The organism is Pseudomonas linyingensis, assembly GCF_900109175.1.
Lineage (GTDB): Bacteria > Pseudomonadota > Gammaproteobacteria > Pseudomonadales > Pseudomonadaceae > Geopseudomonas > Geopseudomonas linyingensis.
This window is the reverse complement of the sequence record NZ_FNZE01000011.1, coordinates 18,420-34,900: the sequence shown is the minus strand read 5'-3', so window position 1 is coordinate 34,900 and position 16,481 is coordinate 18,420. Positions and strand designations below refer to the sequence as shown.

The 16,481-nt window shown below is 61.9% G+C and carries 27 protein-coding genes and 1 pseudogene; 21 read left to right on the top strand and 7 right to left on the bottom strand.

The window, feature by feature from the left end:
- Nucleotides 1–36: 36 nt before the first annotated feature.
- The 6 genes and pseudogenes from BMZ19_RS14235 to BMZ19_RS14215 form a co-directional block, all read left to right on the top strand.
- A pseudogene (locus BMZ19_RS14235) lies at nucleotides 37–756 on the top strand (endonuclease); the annotation flags it as partial.
- Nucleotides 757–957 (top strand): excalibur calcium-binding domain-containing protein, encoded by a 201-nt coding sequence (locus BMZ19_RS22830; RefSeq protein WP_280142167.1) that lies wholly within the window; start codon nucleotides 757–759, stop codon nucleotides 955–957. It begins immediately after the preceding pseudogene.
- A gap of 18 nt (nucleotides 958–975) precedes the next feature.
- The gene (locus BMZ19_RS14230; protein ID WP_090311988.1) at nucleotides 976–1,281 is read left to right on the top strand and encodes a carbon storage regulator; all 306 of its coding nucleotides are present in this window, start codon (nucleotides 976–978) and stop codon (nucleotides 1,279–1,281) included.
- Between the two features lie 29 nt (nucleotides 1,282–1,310).
- On the top strand, nucleotides 1,311–1,544 hold the full coding sequence (locus BMZ19_RS14225; protein WP_090311986.1) for a carbon storage regulator: 234 nt from the start codon (nucleotides 1,311–1,313) through the stop codon (nucleotides 1,542–1,544).
- Nucleotides 1,545–1,572: 28 nt separating this feature from the next.
- On the top strand, nucleotides 1,573–1,836 hold the full coding sequence (locus BMZ19_RS14220) for a carbon storage regulator (RefSeq protein ID WP_090311984.1): 264 nt from the start codon (nucleotides 1,573–1,575) through the stop codon (nucleotides 1,834–1,836).
- A gap of 15 nt (nucleotides 1,837–1,851) precedes the next feature.
- On the top strand, nucleotides 1,852–2,229 hold the full coding sequence (locus tag BMZ19_RS14215) for a PH domain-containing protein (protein ID WP_090311983.1): 378 nt from the start codon (nucleotides 1,852–1,854) through the stop codon (nucleotides 2,227–2,229).
- Between the two features lie 175 nt (nucleotides 2,230–2,404).
- Here the strand turns inward: BMZ19_RS14215 and BMZ19_RS22195 are convergent, their stop codons facing one another.
- The 3 genes from BMZ19_RS22195 to BMZ19_RS14210 are packed head-to-tail and all read right to left on the bottom strand — an operon-like array spanning nucleotide 2,405 to nucleotide 4,328.
- On the bottom strand, nucleotides 2,405–2,851 hold the full coding sequence (locus BMZ19_RS22195) for a hypothetical protein (RefSeq protein WP_139214684.1): 447 nt from the start codon (nucleotides 2,849–2,851) through the stop codon (nucleotides 2,405–2,407).
- Between the two features lie 15 nt (nucleotides 2,852–2,866).
- Complete coding sequence (locus BMZ19_RS22190; RefSeq protein WP_139214683.1) at nucleotides 2,867–3,481, bottom strand: hypothetical protein; 615 nt, start codon at nucleotides 3,479–3,481, stop codon at nucleotides 2,867–2,869.
- Between the two features lies 1 nt (nucleotide 3,482).
- The gene (locus tag BMZ19_RS14210) at nucleotides 3,483–4,328 is read right to left on the bottom strand and encodes a TIGR04255 family protein (protein WP_090311981.1); all 846 of its coding nucleotides are present in this window, start codon (nucleotides 4,326–4,328) and stop codon (nucleotides 3,483–3,485) included.
- A 353-nt stretch (nucleotides 4,329–4,681) separates the two neighbouring features.
- Here BMZ19_RS14210 and BMZ19_RS14205 point away from each other — a divergent pair, with 353 nt between their 5' ends.
- Nucleotides 4,682–5,050 (top strand): hypothetical protein, encoded by a 369-nt coding sequence (locus BMZ19_RS14205; protein ID WP_090311979.1) that lies wholly within the window; start codon nucleotides 4,682–4,684, stop codon nucleotides 5,048–5,050.
- 121 nt (nucleotides 5,051–5,171) lie between these two features.
- Here BMZ19_RS14205 and BMZ19_RS14200 read toward each other — a convergent pair whose 3' ends face one another.
- The 3 genes from BMZ19_RS14200 to BMZ19_RS14185 form a co-directional block, all read right to left on the bottom strand.
- Entirely contained in the window at nucleotides 5,172–5,504 is a 333-nt protein-coding gene (locus tag BMZ19_RS14200; protein WP_090311977.1) for a type II toxin-antitoxin system HicB family antitoxin, read from the bottom strand.
- Nucleotides 5,501–5,755: a type II toxin-antitoxin system HicA family toxin gene (locus tag BMZ19_RS14195; protein ID WP_090311975.1), complete on the bottom strand. Its 255-nt coding sequence runs from the start codon at nucleotides 5,753–5,755 to the stop codon at nucleotides 5,501–5,503. The genes BMZ19_RS14200 and BMZ19_RS14195 overlap by 4 nt, the downstream gene beginning before the upstream one ends.
- 508 nt (nucleotides 5,756–6,263) lie before the next feature.
- Complete coding sequence (locus tag BMZ19_RS14185; RefSeq protein ID WP_090311971.1) at nucleotides 6,264–6,575, bottom strand: DUF1654 domain-containing protein; 312 nt, start codon at nucleotides 6,573–6,575, stop codon at nucleotides 6,264–6,266.
- 602 nt (nucleotides 6,576–7,177) lie between these two features.
- On the opposite strand from BMZ19_RS14185, the gene BMZ19_RS14180 reads away from it, so the two are divergent.
- The 13 genes from BMZ19_RS14180 to BMZ19_RS14130 all read left to right on the top strand — a co-directional run bounded on the left by BMZ19_RS14180 (nucleotide 7,178) and on the right by BMZ19_RS14130 (nucleotide 14,651).
- Nucleotides 7,178–7,507 carry a hypothetical protein gene (locus BMZ19_RS14180; RefSeq protein WP_090311969.1) on the top strand — a complete coding sequence of 110 codons (330 nt, stop codon included), beginning with the start codon at nucleotides 7,178–7,180 and terminating at the stop codon, nucleotides 7,505–7,507.
- An 87-nt stretch (nucleotides 7,508–7,594) separates the two neighbouring features.
- Entirely contained in the window at nucleotides 7,595–8,032 is a 438-nt protein-coding gene (locus tag BMZ19_RS14175) for a tellurite resistance TerB family protein (RefSeq protein WP_090311968.1), read from the top strand.
- A gap of 3 nt (nucleotides 8,033–8,035) precedes the next feature.
- Complete coding sequence (locus tag BMZ19_RS22450) at nucleotides 8,036–8,191, top strand: hypothetical protein (RefSeq protein WP_170847773.1); 156 nt, start codon at nucleotides 8,036–8,038, stop codon at nucleotides 8,189–8,191.
- Nucleotides 8,192–8,254: 63 nt separating this feature from the next.
- Nucleotides 8,255–8,437: a carbon storage regulator CsrA gene (csrA, locus tag BMZ19_RS14170; protein ID WP_090311966.1), complete on the top strand. Its 183-nt coding sequence runs from the start codon at nucleotides 8,255–8,257 to the stop codon at nucleotides 8,435–8,437.
- Nucleotides 8,434–8,643, top strand: coding sequence for a hypothetical protein (locus tag BMZ19_RS14165; RefSeq protein WP_090311965.1), 210 nt, complete (start codon nucleotides 8,434–8,436; stop codon nucleotides 8,641–8,643). Before csrA ends, BMZ19_RS14165 begins: the two co-directional genes overlap by 4 nt.
- 596 nt (nucleotides 8,644–9,239) lie before the next feature.
- Nucleotides 9,240–9,491, top strand: coding sequence for a hypothetical protein (locus tag BMZ19_RS14160; protein ID WP_090311963.1), 252 nt, complete (start codon nucleotides 9,240–9,242; stop codon nucleotides 9,489–9,491).
- A complete protein-coding gene (locus tag BMZ19_RS22445) occupies nucleotides 9,488–9,634 on the top strand; it encodes a hypothetical protein (protein WP_170847772.1) in 147 nt (48 codons plus the stop codon). The genes BMZ19_RS14160 and BMZ19_RS22445 overlap by 4 nt, the downstream gene beginning before the upstream one ends.
- A 143-nt stretch (nucleotides 9,635–9,777) precedes the next feature.
- Nucleotides 9,778–10,311 carry a single-stranded DNA-binding protein gene (ssb, locus tag BMZ19_RS14155; protein WP_090311961.1) on the top strand — a complete coding sequence of 178 codons (534 nt, stop codon included), beginning with the start codon at nucleotides 9,778–9,780 and terminating at the stop codon, nucleotides 10,309–10,311.
- 87 nt (nucleotides 10,312–10,398) lie between these two features.
- On the top strand, nucleotides 10,399–11,034 hold the full coding sequence (locus BMZ19_RS14150; RefSeq protein ID WP_090311959.1) for a hypothetical protein: 636 nt from the start codon (nucleotides 10,399–10,401) through the stop codon (nucleotides 11,032–11,034).
- A 124-nt stretch (nucleotides 11,035–11,158) separates the two neighbouring features.
- Nucleotides 11,159–11,623, top strand: a complete 465-nt coding sequence (locus BMZ19_RS14145) for a hypothetical protein (RefSeq protein WP_090311958.1) — start codon at nucleotides 11,159–11,161, stop codon at nucleotides 11,621–11,623.
- 66 nt (nucleotides 11,624–11,689) lie between these two features.
- A complete protein-coding gene (locus tag BMZ19_RS14140; protein ID WP_090311956.1) occupies nucleotides 11,690–12,025 on the top strand; it encodes a hypothetical protein in 336 nt (111 codons plus the stop codon).
- Nucleotides 12,022–12,813, top strand: coding sequence for a hypothetical protein (locus BMZ19_RS22440; protein ID WP_170847771.1), 792 nt, complete (start codon nucleotides 12,022–12,024; stop codon nucleotides 12,811–12,813). Before BMZ19_RS14140 ends, BMZ19_RS22440 begins: the two co-directional genes overlap by 4 nt.
- Nucleotides 12,814–12,830: 17 nt before the next feature.
- A complete protein-coding gene (locus BMZ19_RS14130; protein WP_090311954.1) occupies nucleotides 12,831–14,651 on the top strand; it encodes a DNA cytosine methyltransferase in 1,821 nt (606 codons plus the stop codon).
- A 211-nt stretch (nucleotides 14,652–14,862) separates the two neighbouring features.
- On the opposite strand, the gene BMZ19_RS14125 is transcribed toward BMZ19_RS14130, so the two are convergent.
- Nucleotides 14,863–15,459, bottom strand: a complete 597-nt coding sequence (locus tag BMZ19_RS14125; RefSeq protein WP_090311952.1) for a DUF6338 family protein — start codon at nucleotides 15,457–15,459, stop codon at nucleotides 14,863–14,865.
- A 91-nt stretch (nucleotides 15,460–15,550) separates the two neighbouring features.
- On the opposite strand from BMZ19_RS14125, the gene BMZ19_RS14120 reads away from it, so the two are divergent.
- Nucleotides 15,551–16,300, top strand: a complete 750-nt coding sequence (locus BMZ19_RS14120) for a hypothetical protein (RefSeq protein ID WP_090311950.1) — start codon at nucleotides 15,551–15,553, stop codon at nucleotides 16,298–16,300.
- Nucleotides 16,301–16,481: the final 181 nt, after the last annotated feature.

The window sequence follows — 16,481 nt, the reverse complement described above, 5'->3', positions numbered from 1 at the left end:
GCTGCGCGGGGCCAATTCAACACGCAAGGAAGCACCATGCGCTTCAGCTTCATCGCAGCATCTCTGCTGTTCGCTCTCCTCTCGCCAGCCGTCTTCGCCCTCCAAGGCATCGAGGCCCCGCGCACCTTCAACGAAGCCAAGAAGGTGGCGTGGAAGCTCTATGCTGGCCGCGAAACCACGTTCTACTGCGGCTGCGAGTACAAGGGGAACCGAGTCGACCTGGCGAGCTGCGGGTATCAGCCCCGGAAGAACGCCAACCGCGCTGGGCGCATCGAGTGGGAGCACGTGGTTCCCGCCTGGGTGATCGGCCACCAGCGCCAATGCTGGCAAGCCGGCGGGCGTGACAACTGCACTGACAACGACCCGGTGTTCGCCGCGGCCGAAGCCGACCTGCACAACCTGGTGCCGAGCATCGGCGAGGTGAACGAAGACCGCAGCAACTTCGCCCTGGGCATGGTCACCGGCAAGCCGACCCAGTACGGCGCCTGCCCTATGGTGGTGGACTTCAAGGCCAAGACCGCCATGCCACCCGAGCATGCTCGAGGCGCTTCCGCCCGGATCTACCTCTACATGGCCGACCGCTACAAGCTGCGGCTCTCCAACCAGGACCGTCGCACCTATGAAGCCTGGAATCGTCAGTACCCGGTCAGCGAGTGGGAGAAGTGGCGCAACCAGGCAACAGCCTGCGCCATGGGCTGGGGTAACCCCTTTGTTGGCAAAGTCGATCTGAGCAGCTGCTCGGGCAACACGCAGCGCGTGGCCGGGGCGTCTTCCGGTAGTGCATTCGGTGGCAGCGCCGGCGGCACCAGCTACAGCTGCTCCACACGCAAGACCTGCGGCCAGATGAGCAGCTGCTCTGAAGCGAAACACCAACTGGAGCAGTGCGGCAACAGCCGTCTCGACCAAGACAACGACGGCGTGCCGTGCGAGAGTCTCTGCAGACAAACATCTAGATGACCGTGAAGGGGCAACATCATGGCTCAAGGTTCTCTGGTACTCAGCCGCCGTGTCGGCCAGAAGCTCATCCTCACCATTGACCCCTCGGTCGACCCACAAGTTGCGCTGCAACGGATCCTCGAGGAGGGCATCGAGATCTGTGTCACTAAAAGCGATTTCTTGCGCAAGCAGTTTCGCCTGGGCATCAAGGCGCCGCGAGAAGTGCGAGTGCAGAGGGAAGAGCTGGTGTGGCGCGATAATGCCCGCAACAACTTGGAGTCGTGTTCCAACGGCGGACTCGACATCGACAGCGACGGCGGGCCCTGCGAGTTGCCCCGTCGGTAAGAACAACCCTCAACGCAAGGAAGCAAACCATGGCACTCCAACTGACTCGCCGTACCGGCCAGAAGATAATCCTCTCCATCGACCCCGCAGTTGATCCGCAGGAGGCTCTACGCTGGATCCTCGAGGAGGGGATCGAGATCGGCGTGGCCCACATTGCCGCCACACAGGTTTTCCTCGACATCCGCGCACCACTGGAAGTAAAGGTGCGCCGAAAGGAGCTCGTGGAGCGGGACAACGCCAAGCTCGAGCTCTGCAGCCAATAACGAGTCACTGATCGCAAGGAAGCGAACCATGCCCCTCATCCTCGGTCGCCGCGTCGGCGAGAAAATCCACCTGACCATCGATCCCAGCGCAGACCAGGAGGAGGCACTGCGCCGGCTCATCGCGGACGGAATCGAGATAGAGGTCGCCAGCATCAAGAACAACAACCACGTGCGTCTTGCCATCGCGGCGCCGCGCGAGCTGCTGGTGCTGCGGGAGGAGCTGGTGGCAGGTAGCAACGAGCAGTACCACATGGACAACGACGGCATGCAGTGCGAGTCACCTTGCCAATAACACGAGGAAAAAGAGATGGCCATTCTTGGAGGGCTACTCGGCAATGCGAGTCCGATCAGCGAAGCAGACGTCAGGGATGAGCTGGGTAAGCTCCTCGGAGAAGGAGAGCAGGTGCTGCGTGGCTACAAGCTCGTGCGCGACCTGATCGTGATGACCGACCGGCGCCTGCTGCTGGTCGACAAGCAAGGGCTCACCGGCCGGAAAACTGAGTACCGCTCAGTCCCCTACCGCTCGATCACCAACTTCTCCGTTGAGACAGCCGGCCACTTCGATCTCGACGCCGATCTGAAGATCTGGGTGTCCGGCATCGCTGAGCCGATCATCAAGAAGTTCAGCCGCGGCGCCGACGTGTACGAGATGCAGGCGGTCTTGGCGCGGTGCGTTGCGAAGTAGAACGAGTCCCTGACGGCTATACGCTCCATTGGCCGCGAGACTGGCCAGAAGACCGCTATCACGCGCACCCCCGAGACAGCTATCAGGAAATATGCGCCCGATTAGGCAATATAAGCCAATCTACAATAAAGCCAATTCAATCCATAAAGTTCGCACACTTAAGGCGAAACAATTATTAGGCTTTAAATTGCAGGGTCCCTTTAGAGTGCAGTCCAGCCTTCATCATGCCGATCAGCCTTAGCCTTAACGCCCTTAACTCAGCCTTGCCTCGCGGCTTTGCACTCAGGATCAGGGCATGCCCTTCGTTTTCTTCTTTAATGGGATCGGCCTTAACCTCAAGCGCCTGAGATGCCTCTTGGCCCTGAATCGCTCGAACAGCTCCCACAAGCAGAACAGAATAGACCACGCTCTGTCTTGCGTCCGGATTCTTAGCTACTTGAGCTTCGATTCTTTTATCTAACGCTGAAAGCGGCGTGATCCCCTCTCGATCCACACTAACACCTCGAGACGACAGGTCATCCAAGCTTATAGCTGCATTGGAAAACTCAACCCCATCAAAGTGCTCAGGACTGAAAGTTGTCCGAACAATTCGCTCGGAATCACAAATATAATGGAATTCCATTTCTAAGCTACCAAACTACGCTATAATTTTTGCGACTTCTTCAGGGAGAGCTTTTGAGAGAGCCTCTTCATCCGAAAAAAACTCCCTACCATCTTCCGTCACAGCATAGTAAGAATAACTACCATCCCCATAAAATCCGAGATCTATTACACCTCGACCGGTGCTCCAGCTGAAGTTAATTTCACCGTCACCCGCAGGGCTAACCTTTGGCATCACACGTTCAATATCAGCCGCATGAAAAGCCGCAAACAGCTCAGCATCATTCCGGGTAGATGATTCTATTTTAACACCCCCGTACCCATCCCACCCATCTTCCAAAGAGGCGTATGCTCTAACCTTAGCCATGACCTGCACCAAGGCATTAGGAGTGTTTGCAGCCGGAATAGTGATAGCCCCAGGAGTCTTAAGCCGAGTATTACTTTCAATCCCATGCACGATGTGATCAATATAAGCAGACTGACTGCTTGCAATCTCATCCACACTAGCATATCGAGCAGATTCATATCGCGCGCGCAATACCGGGGGTGGCATTTCGGCATGCGCAGATGCAGAAAACAAAGCCATTCCGCTACTCAGAGTAGGCCTACAATCTCCACCAAGGCTAACTGACTTTACGGGAATAAAATCCATTTCAAGCCTCCTGTCGCTTCAGGTTCATCCGATCAGCAACTTCCTTAGACAGCACATCACGAATGATCGACTTATTTACCTCGTGAAGATTATCAAAAACTTTAGAAATCACATCGACAGCCGAAGAACCACCCTCAAGTGCAACCAAGACCCCATTACCCATCTCCACGTTCTTAAGAGCCAGGGTATGATCAAAAGTAACAAAGTTCTGTAGCACCCCATCGGAAATAGCGACAAACGAAGAGTCTAGATTTAGTTGACTAAGCACCTCTACGCCTTCCAAATCAACTGCATCACGCTCGTACCAGCCGGAATAGAAATGCCACCTATGCCCGGAGTCAAAGACGTGCCTACTCACATATTTAGATTCAGGATCGACGAGCCTAGCCAGGTCATACGCCCCTGCGCTTTCGTTATACCTGAACCTATCTATTACTTTCAGGCCAACACCAGAAAACCCATCCTTAATACCCAATGAGTTAAGAGCGCACTCAAGAATAGCTAAAAACTGAGTCTTAACCGGAGCCCAGCGCGAGTAATCGACGCAATGCACGCTTAAGGTTGGACCTACAACCCTAGCAAGCCACTGAAGCTCACCGGCAGGGGATTGTTTAGAAAACTGGATCGCATCCGCACTGTGCTGAACACTTGCAGCCTCATCATCGCCAAGGCTAATCTGAACGCTCTTTTGCTCTTTTGCATCAGGGAGCAGGTCCACCATCCCCGCCTTAAGATCATCCATTTTCTTGCGACTAGATATTAAAAGCTCAGAAAACTCAAAGAAAAATATCACCTCAGCAACAGCGTGCGCCGTCTTAATAGGCTCAAAAATCTCCTTGCGCTCCATATCCCTTCAGACTCCAAGCAAAAATATCATCAAAGAACAATAATTAATAAAAAAAATTATACACCAATTTCGAGCTTTACGCAAGATTGCATATATACAAAATCAAATGGGAAAAACCAAATAAAAATATAAATCACTAAACTTTCGAAGGAAGAAAATTAAATACGAAATCTCAGCCTCACGAACCACCACACCAGAGCAAGATAAATATTAAATTACTGCGCGCATAAAAACATCTACTGACGGCGAACAAGTGAATTACTTGCCACTCGAAAGCTCATGCGGCGCGACGCGGCAGCCCCCCCCCTGTTGCTTGGTTTCGGGGCGTCATCAACTCGGTCTCGGGTGTCTACTTGGTCCAGGTGCGCGTTGCCACCATCGAGAACATGGCCCAGCGCCAGATCGAACGCTCGCAGGCCGCTGTCCAGAAGATCCAGCTGCAACAGCAGGCACGGCAGCAGATCGCTGCACCACAGCCCCAACTCACGATCAGTCCCGAGGAGCGCACTCGACAGCAGGTGGCTGCGCGACTCAGGCAAGCCGAACTCGCAGCGGCTGCGCGGGGGAAACAGCAAGCCTGGGAGCGCTTCTACCAGCCGCCCTCCTCCTGCATCTACCCTGAGTCAGGTAAGCGGGTCGCCGTCTGCGACGCAGCGGAGAACAGGGCTCGCAAGCAGTTCGAGACCGCGTGGGCAGCGGACCTGCTGCAGAGCCAGCGCTGAATTTCACGCGGCATCGACGTCCGCACGACGAAATCTTCACGCTCGCTGCCCTAACCTCCAAGGACTGAGAGTCTCCACCCCCTATTTGCCCCGCCACCGTGCGGGGCTTTTTGTTTCTGCTTCAGGCGTGCGCCGCGCGCTCGAATGCCTCTTCAGCCCACTGGTTCAGGCTCTTGCCGGCGGCTTGCGCAGCGATAGTGGCCGCTGCGTGTACTTCCGGCCGAATACGCAACATCACCTTCCCGGATGCCGGCTTCTCCGGGCTGACTCCTTGCTCGGCACAGTCGGCCAGGTAGTCGTCAACGGCAACCGCAAACTCGGTGCGTAGCTCAGCCACCGAGTCGGCGTGGAAGCTGATGATGTCGCGCACCCCCAGAACCCGCCCCACGAATATGTCGTCACGCTCGTCGAACTCGATGCGAGCCGTATAGCCCTTGTAGGTCATGCTGTTCATGGTTCAACTCCCGCCCGCCGCAGGAACTCGCGGGCCTCTTCGACTTGGTACTTCTTGGCTTCCTTCCCGGGGTGCGGCCGGTGGCAACGCCACTGCACACCCTGCAGCACGAGCTTGACTCGCGACCCTTCGCGCTCCAGCACCTCGCCACCCAGGTGAATGACCAGCGCCTCGATGTCCGCGAACACCAGGGCCGCACTGGTTGGCGTGCGAAAAATGGCTTCGAGGGTCTTTCGGTGTCTGCTCTTCATACCGCAAATGCTATCAAAAAATGATAGCAGACGCTAACTGCCAGGCGAGCACCTGCGCCCTTGTCCGCCGATCACCGGCACAGCCCGCCGCCGTGCGGCTTTCTTTATCTGCCCAGCTCTGGCCGTCGTGACGCCATGCTTCCGCTCGCCACTTTCGGCTAGCACTGTTGGAAGAATCTCATGATCACCGAACACATCACCTGCACTCTCAACCGCTGCCAGGCCATTCTGGATGGACTGGAGTCAGGGCGGGACACGATCCAGGAACCTAGGGGTGCACGACGCTTGCTGCGCATCTCGAAGAGAGCAGCCAGATTTGTCATGGCATCGGCCTATGTCCAGGGGGAGTTCGCCAGAGCGCACCAGACCCTGAGCCGAGTCCACAGGCTCGCGAATGGCGGGCAGTAAAAGTCATCACGAAACCTTCACAGCCCAACCACTAATCTGCATGGACTGAGAGTCTGCTCCTATTTGCCCCGCCACCGAGCGGGGCTTTTTTTCTGTCTCCCTACTCGACGCCCTCCTCTACCACCTCGATCTCCCCATCCCCCACATAGCGGTCATCATCCGACTGCTGGTGCCAGCGCAGCTCGACCACTCCCTCCTCGATGACGGTCATCTCCAAACCGTCGGTCTCCCGCAGCAGCTCCATCACCCCATCCCACGCCTCGTCGGTGTCCGTGTCCAGCCGGTGAATGACCGCCCGGCGCTCCAGCTGCGCCTTGGGCGCGTTGATCATCGACGAGATCCGCAGCCCAAGCCGCTCCAGGTCGGTCAGTTCACGGCGTTGTTGCTGTTTTGCGGGTTTTTGCTTGGCCATCGGCGCCTCTCCTTTTGCTGTATGTACATACAGTGCATTGCGACACTTATCGGCAGCAAGCGCATGGCCTACCCGGCTACCCCTCCGTAGGTGAATGCAACCACCTACAACTTTTCATTGCAGGAAATTACAATTTAGGCTTGCAAGCTACAATTTTACGTTGTAGTTTTGCTTCAACGCCGCACACCGCCGCGGCAGCCCTGAAAAGGGCGGCTCTTTAGCTCCACCACCCGCAGCCAGCGAGCCGGCACCTGCGGAGCAAGCCAAGACCGGTACAGGGGAAGCCTCACCCCGGGTTCGCAGCATGGAGAACCGCACAAAGGAGTGATCACGGCCAGCAGGGCGCGGTGATCTGTCGGAGTCTCAGGCTCCCCGAGATGCGAAAGCAGGCCCAGGCGCAGGTGGCCAGAAACAGCGCCCAGCAAGACCCGCGAAGCACACGAATTCAACTGGTGACGATCTGTCACCGGTTCAGCCGGCAGGCCCGAGTGTTCGGGGCCCTGGCAACACGGCGCCGGACGCTGTACCCGGCGAGCCAGACGATTTCCCGTTGCTGCCCAGGCCATCGGGCAGCAGCAGGGGAAATCCACTGGAGACAGGCCATGTTCAAGAAGATCAAGGCGGCCATCGCTCGCCGCCGCAAGAACGCCGCAGCCAGCAGCGCGCCAACCGCGCGCAGTACCAGCCGGCCTGACGACGCCAGTTGCCCGCTCAACCCGCTGAACCCGGCGGGCATCCACAGCCCGCTCCACCCGATCAACCAGGTCGCCTACGTCAGCGAACCGGAGCCAGCCAGGCGCTGCGACGACATCCACCGCAGCAGTTGGGCCAGCAGTGACAGCGGCGGCTACTCGTCGAGCGATAGCAACGGGAGCAGCAGTGACTCATCGAGTAGTTCGAGCAGTTCGAGCAGTTCGTCGTCCTGCGACTGACAGGTGCCCGGTTCGCCGGGCGCTTCACGGAATGGCCTTCGCCGAGGGCCATGCCGGAAGCACACACCAACCCCACGAGGACACCCCATGTTCGGTATCGGCAAGAAGCTGTTCGGCGCCAAGCGCGCAGTCAAGAAACTGGAAAACCGCGACCTGATGCAAGCCATCGTCGGCGGCTGCCTGCTGGTCGCTGCTGCGGACGGCGAGATCAGCAAGAACGAATCGGCCCAGGTCGACCTGCAGATTCGCGCCAACAAGAACCTCGAGCACTTCGGCGCCGAGATCACCAACCAGGTGAACCTGTTCACCGAGCAGCTGCAGGCCGGCTTCCGCCTTGGCCGCATGAACATCATGCGCGAGATCTCGGACATCAAGAACAACCCGCTGGATGCCGAGGAGGTGTTCGTCAACATGCTTACCGTAGCCGAGGGCGACGGCAGCATCAGCCCAGAAGAGCTGAAGGTGCTTGCCGAGGTCGGCCAGGCCCTCGGCCTGCGAGTGAAAGACTTCGGCATCGAGGCCTGACCGATGGTCTCCGCCTTCACTGATCGCGCTCGCCGCTGGGCAGCCTTCGGGCTTGCCGCCGGCGTGGTGCTGGTCGACTCCACCAGTCGCCTGCTCTCGATGTGCGCCGACCTGGTCATCGTCGGCCTGCTGCTGGCGGTCCTGCTGCTGCGCCGGTAGGCATCCTCAAGCGCCTGGTCACCCGGGCGCTTCGGGATACCACCAACGACCAAGGAGGTCGCAATGCTCATCCTCACCCGCCGCGTAGGCGAAACCATCAACGTCGGCGACGACATCACCGTCACCGTCCTGGGCGTCAAGGGCAACCAGGTGCGCATCGGTGTAACGGCGCCGAAGGAAGTCGCGGTTCACCGCGAGGAGATCTACCAGCGCATCCAGAAGGAGAAGGACGAGGTGGCGGCATGACCCGCATCACTGTCGTCATCGAGGACCGCGCTGAGGGCGTTCACCTGGGCCAGCAGCTGGCCGGCGGACGGGTGGTCGCAGCCATGCAGGGCGACCACAGCGAGCTGCGCGAGGCGCTGGAGACGGCCGAGTACGTGCTGCTTCGCTGGGGGTGCGGATCAACAGCAGCCATGGCTCGCGCAGCGATCACCAAGGCCAGCGCCTGATCACCAGTTCCCGCCCTGCGGGCCAGCCGAGCAGCCGGCTACACAGGGCGGTGCGCTCAACCCGATGCGCAGCAGTCGAGCGCATCAGCATCTTCCGGAACCCTCGAAGGTGCTGATGACAGAAAAATCGGGCAGCCGGGCCTTCACGGGGCCTCACACGCGACTCATCCGGCGCGGGCTGTAGCGGATGCCGATCACCCGAGAGGGCCGGATCGGAGAGTGATCTGAATCGGAACCCGGCAGCGCGGAAAGCGAGCGGAAGGCAGGAGCCGGGGCAAGCCGCGCGACAGGAGTCGCCCACGGCGCTACTGGTCGGCCGGCAGGTGTCAGCAGATCACTCCCCGATGCGGCTCACGCATCACCACGCCGTCGAACTGCGCGCCGGCACACCACTCCCGCAGGAGTGCGCAGTACTGGAAAAAGGCCCGAGCCGGGTGGGTCGCACAACCGGCAATCCTTCCCCAACGGTGACGCCCGTCACCCGCTCAACCACTGCCTGCATCGGCAGGCGCTCTGAAGCCTCAATCCTCCACCGCACCGGCAGCCAACGGTGCACAGCAGAGAGCGCCTGACCCATGCAGACAAGGAGTTCAGCCATGCACGAGTCACGGATCGCCGGCCTGGCCGGAAAGATCATGAGTACCGCCGTCGAGGCATCAGTCGCAGGCCGCTTCGAGGCCAGCGCCCAGTTCCGCGCGGCAGGCCGAGTGATCGAGGTGACCGGGTACCGGCTCCACGCCGGCGCCCGCACCAAGGACGAGCCGTCGCGCATGGCTGTCCAGCTCGACACCCCCTACGCCGAACACATCCTCGAGCAGATGCTCGCCCTCGTGGAGTCCATGCGATGAAGCCCCAAGCCACCCGCATTCACCCTGAGCAGCAGGCCCGAGCCACCTCGCGCAGCGAGCTGATCGGCTGCCTGATGATCGCAGCCACCTTCGCCGCCAGCCTGGCCCTATTCCACCGCATCACCTGGGCGATCTTCTCGTGACCCGCCGCCAGCAGCGCCTGCAGCGCATCGCTCGGCGTCGACTGCTCGGTGCCATCGCCACTACCACTGCATGCGCAGCCTGGCTCTGCATCAGCGGCATGGCCAGCGCTATCACCAACTGACCAAACACCACGGAGGGCCACATGGCTCGAGGCGTCAACAAAGTCATCCTGGTAGGCAACGTCGGGGGCGACCCCGAAACCCGTTACCTGCCCAACGGCAATGCCGTGACCAACATCACCCTGGCCACCAGCGACACCTGGAAGGACAAGCAGACCGGCCAGCCTGTCGAGCGCACCGAGTGGCACCGCGTGGTGCTGTTCGGCAAGGTCGCCGAGATCGCCGGCGAATACCTGAAGAAAGGCGCCCAGGTGTACATCGAAGGCCGCCTGCAGACCCGCAAGTGGCAGGGGCAGGACGGTCAGGACCGCTACACCACCGAGATCGTGGTCGACATCGGCGGGCAGATGCAGCTGCTCGGCACCAAGGGCAGTGGCCAGGCACCGAGGCACGAGCAGCAGGCCGCCGCCCATGGCCGCTCGGACGCCGCCAGGGACTACCAGGCCGCCAGCGGCGGAAGCGCCGGACGCCAGCCGCCCAGCCAACAGGCCGCGCCGCCGGATGACTTCGACGATGACATCCCATTCGCGCCCGCCCACTACCTGGCGGGCGCCTGATGCGCCGAACACTGACCCGCCGCACCGCCGCCCGCCGGCGGGTGGCCTTCCACGACCTCTACCAGACTCCCGGCAAGGAGCAGCCCCATGTACCTGACCGCAGAGATCCAGGCACGCGACCATCTGCGCGCTGAGCTGGATGCCAAGCGCTCCGCATTCCTCCGCCAGGGAGGAGTCGAGCACCGCCTGCCCGGCCCAGGCGAGCCACGCACAACCGACGCCAACCACCTCGGCGCTCCGAAGCACCTTCCAACCGGCGACCAGACCCAGCACATCCACCGCCGCAAAGCGCTGGACAAGGCCAACTGGCAGGTCCGCCAGGCCATGATCGACGCCAACGGTGACCGGCTGCGCGAGGAGGCGAGCAAGGGCGCCGGCGTGGCCGCCATCGCGCTGGCACTGAAGCTCACCCGTGCGGACGTACGCACCATAGCCGCCGCCCTGGGTGTCACCATCCCCAGCAGCAAGCGCAAGCAGGCCGAGCAACCGACCCTCGCGCAGCTGGCCGACCAGGTCGAAACCAAGCCCGCGCTGTCAGCCATCGAGCTGCTCGCAGGACGGGTACTGGCCATGGCCGCCATCGGCAAGAGCAGCCGCGAGGCACGGGAAGCTACTGGCCTGAAGCCGGCCAAGTTCAAGGCGCTGTGCTCGAGCTACGGCATCACCTTCGACGAGGCCAGCGCCGGCTGGACAGCCACCACCCACGGCGGGTGCCAGCGATGAAGTACCACCAAGCCTGCCGAGAGGGCGCCAAGGCCTGGCGCAATGAGCCCTGCCCCTACCCCGAATGGAAGCTCGGCCAGCGCTGTGCATGGTTGGCCGGGTACCACGAAGCGAGGAAGCGCCGATGACCGCCAAGACCCAATCCGAACGCTCGGCCAAAACGGCAACCAAGCGTGACGCCGCCGGCGAGGTCGAGCTGCGCCACCGGGTGCGCCCAGGCGTCAAGGCCGCACTGGCCGAGCTGATGGCCTGGCACGGCATCGAGGAGCAGGCCGAGGCGATCCAGCTGCTCGCTCTCAACGCGGAAAGCGTGCAACTGCTGCCAGCGGCAACTGAAATGGAGCCGCTACCTCTCAGGCACCGTGTGCGACCAGGCCTGATCGCCAAGCTCGATGAGCTGGCCGGCGGCGCACCAATCGGCCTGGTCGTCGAATCGCTGATCGGCGCAGCCCACGCCGCCGGAACAGACGGCTCAGCGCCGATGCTCGCCGTTCCGCGCCACGATTCCACGCCATCCGAAAACGTGGCGCGCAGGCTGTACCAAGCAGGCGCCACCGAGGCCGCGCGGCTCGACCGCTCCGACGCCTGACCACCACATTGCCCGCCAGCTGCAGGCCAAGCCTGCGGCATGGACCTGTATTGCCCGGAGGGAACCATGAGCACATTCGCTGTATTCGGCATGACCGAGCACTTCGCTCGAGAGGAAGCTAGGAAGAAAACACCGACCACCATCGGAAAAACTGAGCTGACACCTTCGCAGTGGCTTGCGGCCGTCGAGAGTCGCGCCGAAAAGACCATGCTCAGCTCGCGCGTCGTGCAGCTGAGCAGCTTGTTCGATGCCCCGCAGTTCGCTGAGCAGTACATCGCATTGCTGCGGAAGGCTGGAAAGTCTCGTGACCTCAAGATCCGCGCGAAGGTGAAGGTAGAAGCACCTGCGACAGGGGGCGGCAAAAAGAAGGCACCCAGCACTACGTGGAGGGATGTGGCATGACCGCTCCATTCCGCGGCAGCCATGCTGCGCTGACCGCCATCGCCCTGGGCCTGTCCAGCGTCACCGTCGTATCGGTAGGCCTGGCCATGTTCGCCCTGATCGAGGATCGCCAGCTCGCGGCGCTGTTCGCGCTCGCCGCGGTGCTGCTCGACGTCTTCAAATACCTCGCCTGGCCGACTGCCCTGCAGCTGGCCGGGGACGGCCGACGCGCCTGCGCAGCCATGATGATCGCCTGCGCCCTGGTGCTGGCCGGCGTCTCCGGCTGGGCCACCTTCGACCGGATGATGAGTTCCATCATCGGCAGCCGCGCACAGCAGCAGGCCGTGCAGCAGCAACGCATCGCCGACCTCGAGCAGGCCCGGGCCGCAGATCTGCAGCTGACCGCCCAGCTCGCCGCTGAGGTCGCATCGATCCGTGCCCAGGCGGAAGCCATGCGCAACCGCGGCATGGTCACCCGCGCTCTGGAGCTGGAGGACGCCGCCCTCCCCCGCATCGCTGATCAGCGCGAGCAAGCCCGCCAACGCCTCGATACCGCATCCATCGAGCTCACCGCCCTGCGCGCAGCCGCGCCCAAGGCCGCCGGCCTACCGCTGGAGCTGGCAACCCTGCTCTGCATCGGCTTCGCACTGGCCCTCGAGGTCGTGCCGGCCCTGATCCTCTCCGCCGTTCGCCGCAAGCCGCAGGAAGACGAGCTGGGAAAGTCAGCCCCGGCCGCGCGCCGGGACCGCAGAACCCTCCGCATCATCAGCCGGGCCAGCGCGCCCCGCACCGTCTCCGTCACCGCATGAGCCAAGGAACGACACGCATGACCTCCCTGAAATCAGCTCCGATGAACTTCCGCACCCAGTACACCCTGCCACTGCTTGAGCAGGATGAAGAGATCAACGTCGACCTGTTCGCCGGTGGCGGTGGCGCGTCAACAGGCCTGGAGATGGGCCTCGGCCGGCCGGTGCACATCGCCGTCAACCACAACCCGGCAGCGATCAGCATGCATGAGGCGAACCACCCGGGCACCCTGCACCTGCAGACAGACGTCTGGGAGGTAGATCCCGTCCAGGTGCTGGCCGGTCGCCGCGTTGGCTGGTTCCACGCCTCGCCTGATTGCACCCACCACAGCCAGGCAGCCGGCGGCCAGCCGCGCAAGAAGGAAATCCGCGACCTGTCGTGGGTGGTGATCAAGTGGGCCGGCATCGCCACGCCGCGGATCATCAGCCTGGAGAACGTGAAGCAGATCCGTCAGTGGGGCCCGCTGATCGCCAAGCGCTGCAAGAACACCGGCCGGGTCATGCGCCTGGACGGTACCGTGGCCGCCCCGGGCGAGCGAGTGCCGCGCGGCGAGCAGTTCCTTGTGCCAGATCCCAAGCGCAAGGGCAGCACCTGGCGCCGCTTCCTGCAGCAGCTCGAAGGCCTCGGCTACACCGTAGAGCACCGCGTGCTCCGCGCCTGCGACTACGGCGCGCCGACCAGCCGGGAGCGGTTATTCCTGGTGGCTCGCCGAGACGGTGAGCCCATCGCCTGGCCGGAGCCTACCCACGCGGCGATCCCGGCCAAGGGCCAGAAGCCCTACCGCACCGCCGCCGAGTGCATCGACTGGAGCATCCACAGCCAGAGCATCTTCGACCGCAAGAAGCCGCTGGCCGATGCCACCATGCGCCGGATCGCCAAGGGCATACAGCGCGAGGTGCTGCAAAAGGCCAAGCCATTCATCGTGCCGATCGCCAACTGGTCGCGAGACGCAGTGCTGCCGGTCGATCAGCCGCTGAACACGGTGACGGCATGGCCACGCGGCGGGTCATTCGCGCTCGCCTCGCCGCACCTGGTGAAGTTTCGGTTCGACGAGGGCGGCCTGCCGTTGAATCAGCCGCTGCCCACCATCACCAGCGGCGGGAACTGCAAGCGCCCTGCCGGGGCAGCGCATGCCATGGGCGTGGCCACCGCCTTCCTCGCCCAAGCCAACGGAGGGTTCAACACCACTCACTCCAAGGGGCTGGATGAGCCGATGACCACTGTGACCAACACCGGCAGCCAGCAGCAGCTGGTGACGGCCAACATGGTGACACTGAGGAAGAATGCCGCTGGCCGAGGTATGAATGAGCCGGTGCCAACCCTGACGGCCGGCGCCGAGCATCATGCCCTGGTCACCGCTCACCTGACGGCCATGGCCCAGAACGTGAGCAGCATCGACCCGGAGCAGCCGCTTCCGACAGTACTGGCCGGCGCTGCCCGGTTCGGCGTGGTCGAGTGCACGCTGTCACCGGAGGTCGAGGCCGGCGCCCTGCGCTGCGCCGCTTTCCTGGTGAACTATTACGGGAACGGCGACGCCCGAGAAATCGAGCAGCCACTCGACACCATCACCACCCGCGACCGTCTTGCACTGGTCACCGTCTGGATCGGCGGAGACCCTTACCTGATCGTCGACATCTGCCTGCGCATGCTGCAACCGCACGAGCTGTACCAGGCCCAGGGATTCCCGCCGAACTACATCATCACCCACGGGCACGATGGGAGGCGGTTCACCAAGAGCGAGCAGGTACACATGTGCGGCAACAGCGTCAGCCCGCCGCCGATGGCTGCGATCGCGCGAGCGAATGATCCGTGGAGGGGGCGTCAGGCCATGGCGGCCTGATGGGATGACAGCCGAATGGATAACGTGCGCGACACGCCACAGCCGCCATTTGTCACCTTTTTTATTGCCTCTTGGGAGGTGGAGGTGCTGCCGGGGCCCGCGGTCTAACACCGGTTGGGCTAGGTGGATTTGCATTGTTAATCTGAACCCCATTCGGAGAACGGATAACCGGAGAAGGAATGGGGGTTGGTGCTTTGCTAGACATGTGTACCTACCAAGTTTTCTCTGAGAATTCGACCCACTGTACCCTTGATGCATCGATTGTGAGGCAGTCCGCCGCAAGCGGAATCTCAGTGCCATCGTCGTTAAGCCAACTTGGCTCCTGAATAACGAACTGCCCGCTCGACGGCTCGGATGGCCACACCGATGGCCAGCCATACAACCGTCGCTCATCTACCAAGTGCAAGACAACAAAGCGCTGGTAGTTAGTGAATGCGCTAAACCACTCGGACGGATAGGAGGTCTGCTTTGTAATTCCCCTAGCCCTCAGCCAAACATGTAGCCCGTCGTTGTTTGCCAGGTAACACGCCAGCAGGCCAAGCGCGATTGCGACAAAAGCTGACCAAGCGGCCTCCGCCGCTGCATCCCACACGCCAAGAACCCACCCCCACGTGCCAATCCACAGCATGCCTTTTTTTACAGCGACCACTGCTCCGTGGATGACGAAGGTGAATATCAGCGCCTGGACGATCTGCCCAAACGTATCAGGCCTTTTGAACGCTGTCAGGGTGTAGAAGATCCAGGCAGAGAAAAAGCCTGGAATCAAATACTGCAGCAGCGGAATCACTTCCTTAACTAAATCATCCATCTACTCATCTCGGTTAACGGCCGGGCTCCTGGTCGGACCACCATCAATACCACCAACTCGACGAATCACGCCACCCCGGCGAGGTATTCACATGCCCACAGAAAACCAGCCCGCCCCGCGGGAGCGCCCGATCCTGTTCAGCGGCCCGATGGTCCGCGCGATCCTCGAAGGCCGGAAGACGGTGACGCGACGACCGGTGAAGGATGGACAGATACCCACTGAGGACAAGTCCATACCAGCAGAAGGCCCGCGCTGGAGCGCGATCGGCCAGCGGCACCCGCGTTACGGGTTCTGTGTGTTCGGCGAGACCGAGGCGGAGTGCGCCCAGGCGCTGGCCGAGCACGGACGCTGCCCCTACGGCCAGCTTGGCGACAGGCTGTGGGTGCGGGAGACGTTCACTGACCTGCGCGGCACAGGAGTGGAGCACCGCCCCGCGCCGACCAGCCCGCTGCAGCGTTACGCCTATGCAGCAGATTGCCCGTCAGGGTCGTATGCCGACTCGACGCGCAAGGACTTCGGCTTGAAGTGGCGCCCCAGCATCCACATGCCGCGCGCAGCATCCCGCATCCTGCTGGAGATCACCGCCGTGCGCGTCGAGCGCCTGCAGGACGGCGAGGGTGAAACGACGTTCGAAAGCCGCTACCTGGCCGAGGGCATCAACCGCATCCACCATGGCGATGGGGAGTACTACTACCACGCCTTCGAGAGCGAGCCTGGCCCAAGCAACTGGATTGATCCATTCGACGCATGGCGCGAACTGTGGACATCGGTCAACGGCTCGACGTCCTGGGCCGCCAACCCCTGGGTCTGGGTCGTCGAGTTTAAGGTGGTGACGCCCTAGCCTTTCCCGCCCTTGCTTGGCGGTGCATTTCCTCGCCCGCTGCCAGAATTATTCCCCGTCGTACTCGGCCAGTTCCCTCCTGGCCCCGGATGACTGGACGGCCCGCGTCCACCGCCACCACTGCCGCCCTTTCCACCGCCGGAATGACCGGCACTACCGCCGCCTTTTGCCATCGCTCTGC

Bases quoted from the DNA above. Each gene is read 5' to 3' on its own strand.
- BMZ19_RS14230 (WP_090311988.1), top strand. From the start codon at position 976: ATGGCTCAAGGTTCTCTGGTACTCAGCCGCCGTGTCGGCCAGAAGCTC.
- BMZ19_RS14225 (WP_090311986.1), top strand. From the start codon at position 1,311: ATGGCACTCCAACTGACTCGCCGTACCGGCCAGAAGATAATCCTCTCC.
- BMZ19_RS14220 (WP_090311984.1), top strand. From the start codon at position 1,573: ATGCCCCTCATCCTCGGTCGCCGCGTCGGCGAGAAAATCCACCTGACC.
- BMZ19_RS14215 (WP_090311983.1), top strand. From the start codon at position 1,852: ATGGCCATTCTTGGAGGGCTACTCGGCAATGCGAGTCCGATCAGCGAA.
- BMZ19_RS22195 (WP_139214684.1), bottom strand. From the start codon at position 2,851: ATGGAATTCCATTATATTTGTGATTCCGAGCGAATTGTTCGGACAACT.
- BMZ19_RS22190 (WP_139214683.1), bottom strand. From the start codon at position 3,481: ATGGATTTTATTCCCGTAAAGTCAGTTAGCCTTGGTGGAGATTGTAGG.
- BMZ19_RS14210 (WP_090311981.1), bottom strand. From the start codon at position 4,328: ATGGAGCGCAAGGAGATTTTTGAGCCTATTAAGACGGCGCACGCTGTT.
- BMZ19_RS14200 (WP_090311977.1), bottom strand. From the start codon at position 5,504: ATGAACAGCATGACCTACAAGGGCTATACGGCTCGCATCGAGTTCGAC.
- BMZ19_RS14195 (WP_090311975.1), bottom strand. From the start codon at position 5,755: ATGAAGAGCAGACACCGAAAGACCCTCGAAGCCATTTTTCGCACGCCA.
- BMZ19_RS14185 (WP_090311971.1), bottom strand. From the start codon at position 6,575: ATGGCCAAGCAAAAACCCGCAAAACAGCAACAACGCCGTGAACTGACC.
- BMZ19_RS14180 (WP_090311969.1), top strand. From the start codon at position 7,178: ATGTTCAAGAAGATCAAGGCGGCCATCGCTCGCCGCCGCAAGAACGCC.
- BMZ19_RS14175 (WP_090311968.1), top strand. From the start codon at position 7,595: ATGTTCGGTATCGGCAAGAAGCTGTTCGGCGCCAAGCGCGCAGTCAAG.
- BMZ19_RS22450 (WP_170847773.1), top strand. From the start codon at position 8,036: ATGGTCTCCGCCTTCACTGATCGCGCTCGCCGCTGGGCAGCCTTCGGG.
- csrA (WP_090311966.1), top strand. From the start codon at position 8,255: ATGCTCATCCTCACCCGCCGCGTAGGCGAAACCATCAACGTCGGCGAC.
- BMZ19_RS14165 (WP_090311965.1), top strand. From the start codon at position 8,434: ATGACCCGCATCACTGTCGTCATCGAGGACCGCGCTGAGGGCGTTCAC.
- BMZ19_RS14160 (WP_090311963.1), top strand. From the start codon at position 9,240: ATGCACGAGTCACGGATCGCCGGCCTGGCCGGAAAGATCATGAGTACC.
- BMZ19_RS22445 (WP_170847772.1), top strand. From the start codon at position 9,488: ATGAAGCCCCAAGCCACCCGCATTCACCCTGAGCAGCAGGCCCGAGCC.
- ssb (WP_090311961.1), top strand. From the start codon at position 9,778: ATGGCTCGAGGCGTCAACAAAGTCATCCTGGTAGGCAACGTCGGGGGC.
- BMZ19_RS14150 (WP_090311959.1), top strand. From the start codon at position 10,399: ATGTACCTGACCGCAGAGATCCAGGCACGCGACCATCTGCGCGCTGAG.
- BMZ19_RS14145 (WP_090311958.1), top strand. From the start codon at position 11,159: ATGACCGCCAAGACCCAATCCGAACGCTCGGCCAAAACGGCAACCAAG.
- BMZ19_RS14140 (WP_090311956.1), top strand. From the start codon at position 11,690: ATGAGCACATTCGCTGTATTCGGCATGACCGAGCACTTCGCTCGAGAG.
- BMZ19_RS22440 (WP_170847771.1), top strand. From the start codon at position 12,022: ATGACCGCTCCATTCCGCGGCAGCCATGCTGCGCTGACCGCCATCGCC.
- BMZ19_RS14130 (WP_090311954.1), top strand. From the start codon at position 12,831: ATGACCTCCCTGAAATCAGCTCCGATGAACTTCCGCACCCAGTACACC.
- BMZ19_RS14125 (WP_090311952.1), bottom strand. From the start codon at position 15,459: ATGGATGATTTAGTTAAGGAAGTGATTCCGCTGCTGCAGTATTTGATT.
- BMZ19_RS14120 (WP_090311950.1), top strand. From the start codon at position 15,551: ATGCCCACAGAAAACCAGCCCGCCCCGCGGGAGCGCCCGATCCTGTTC.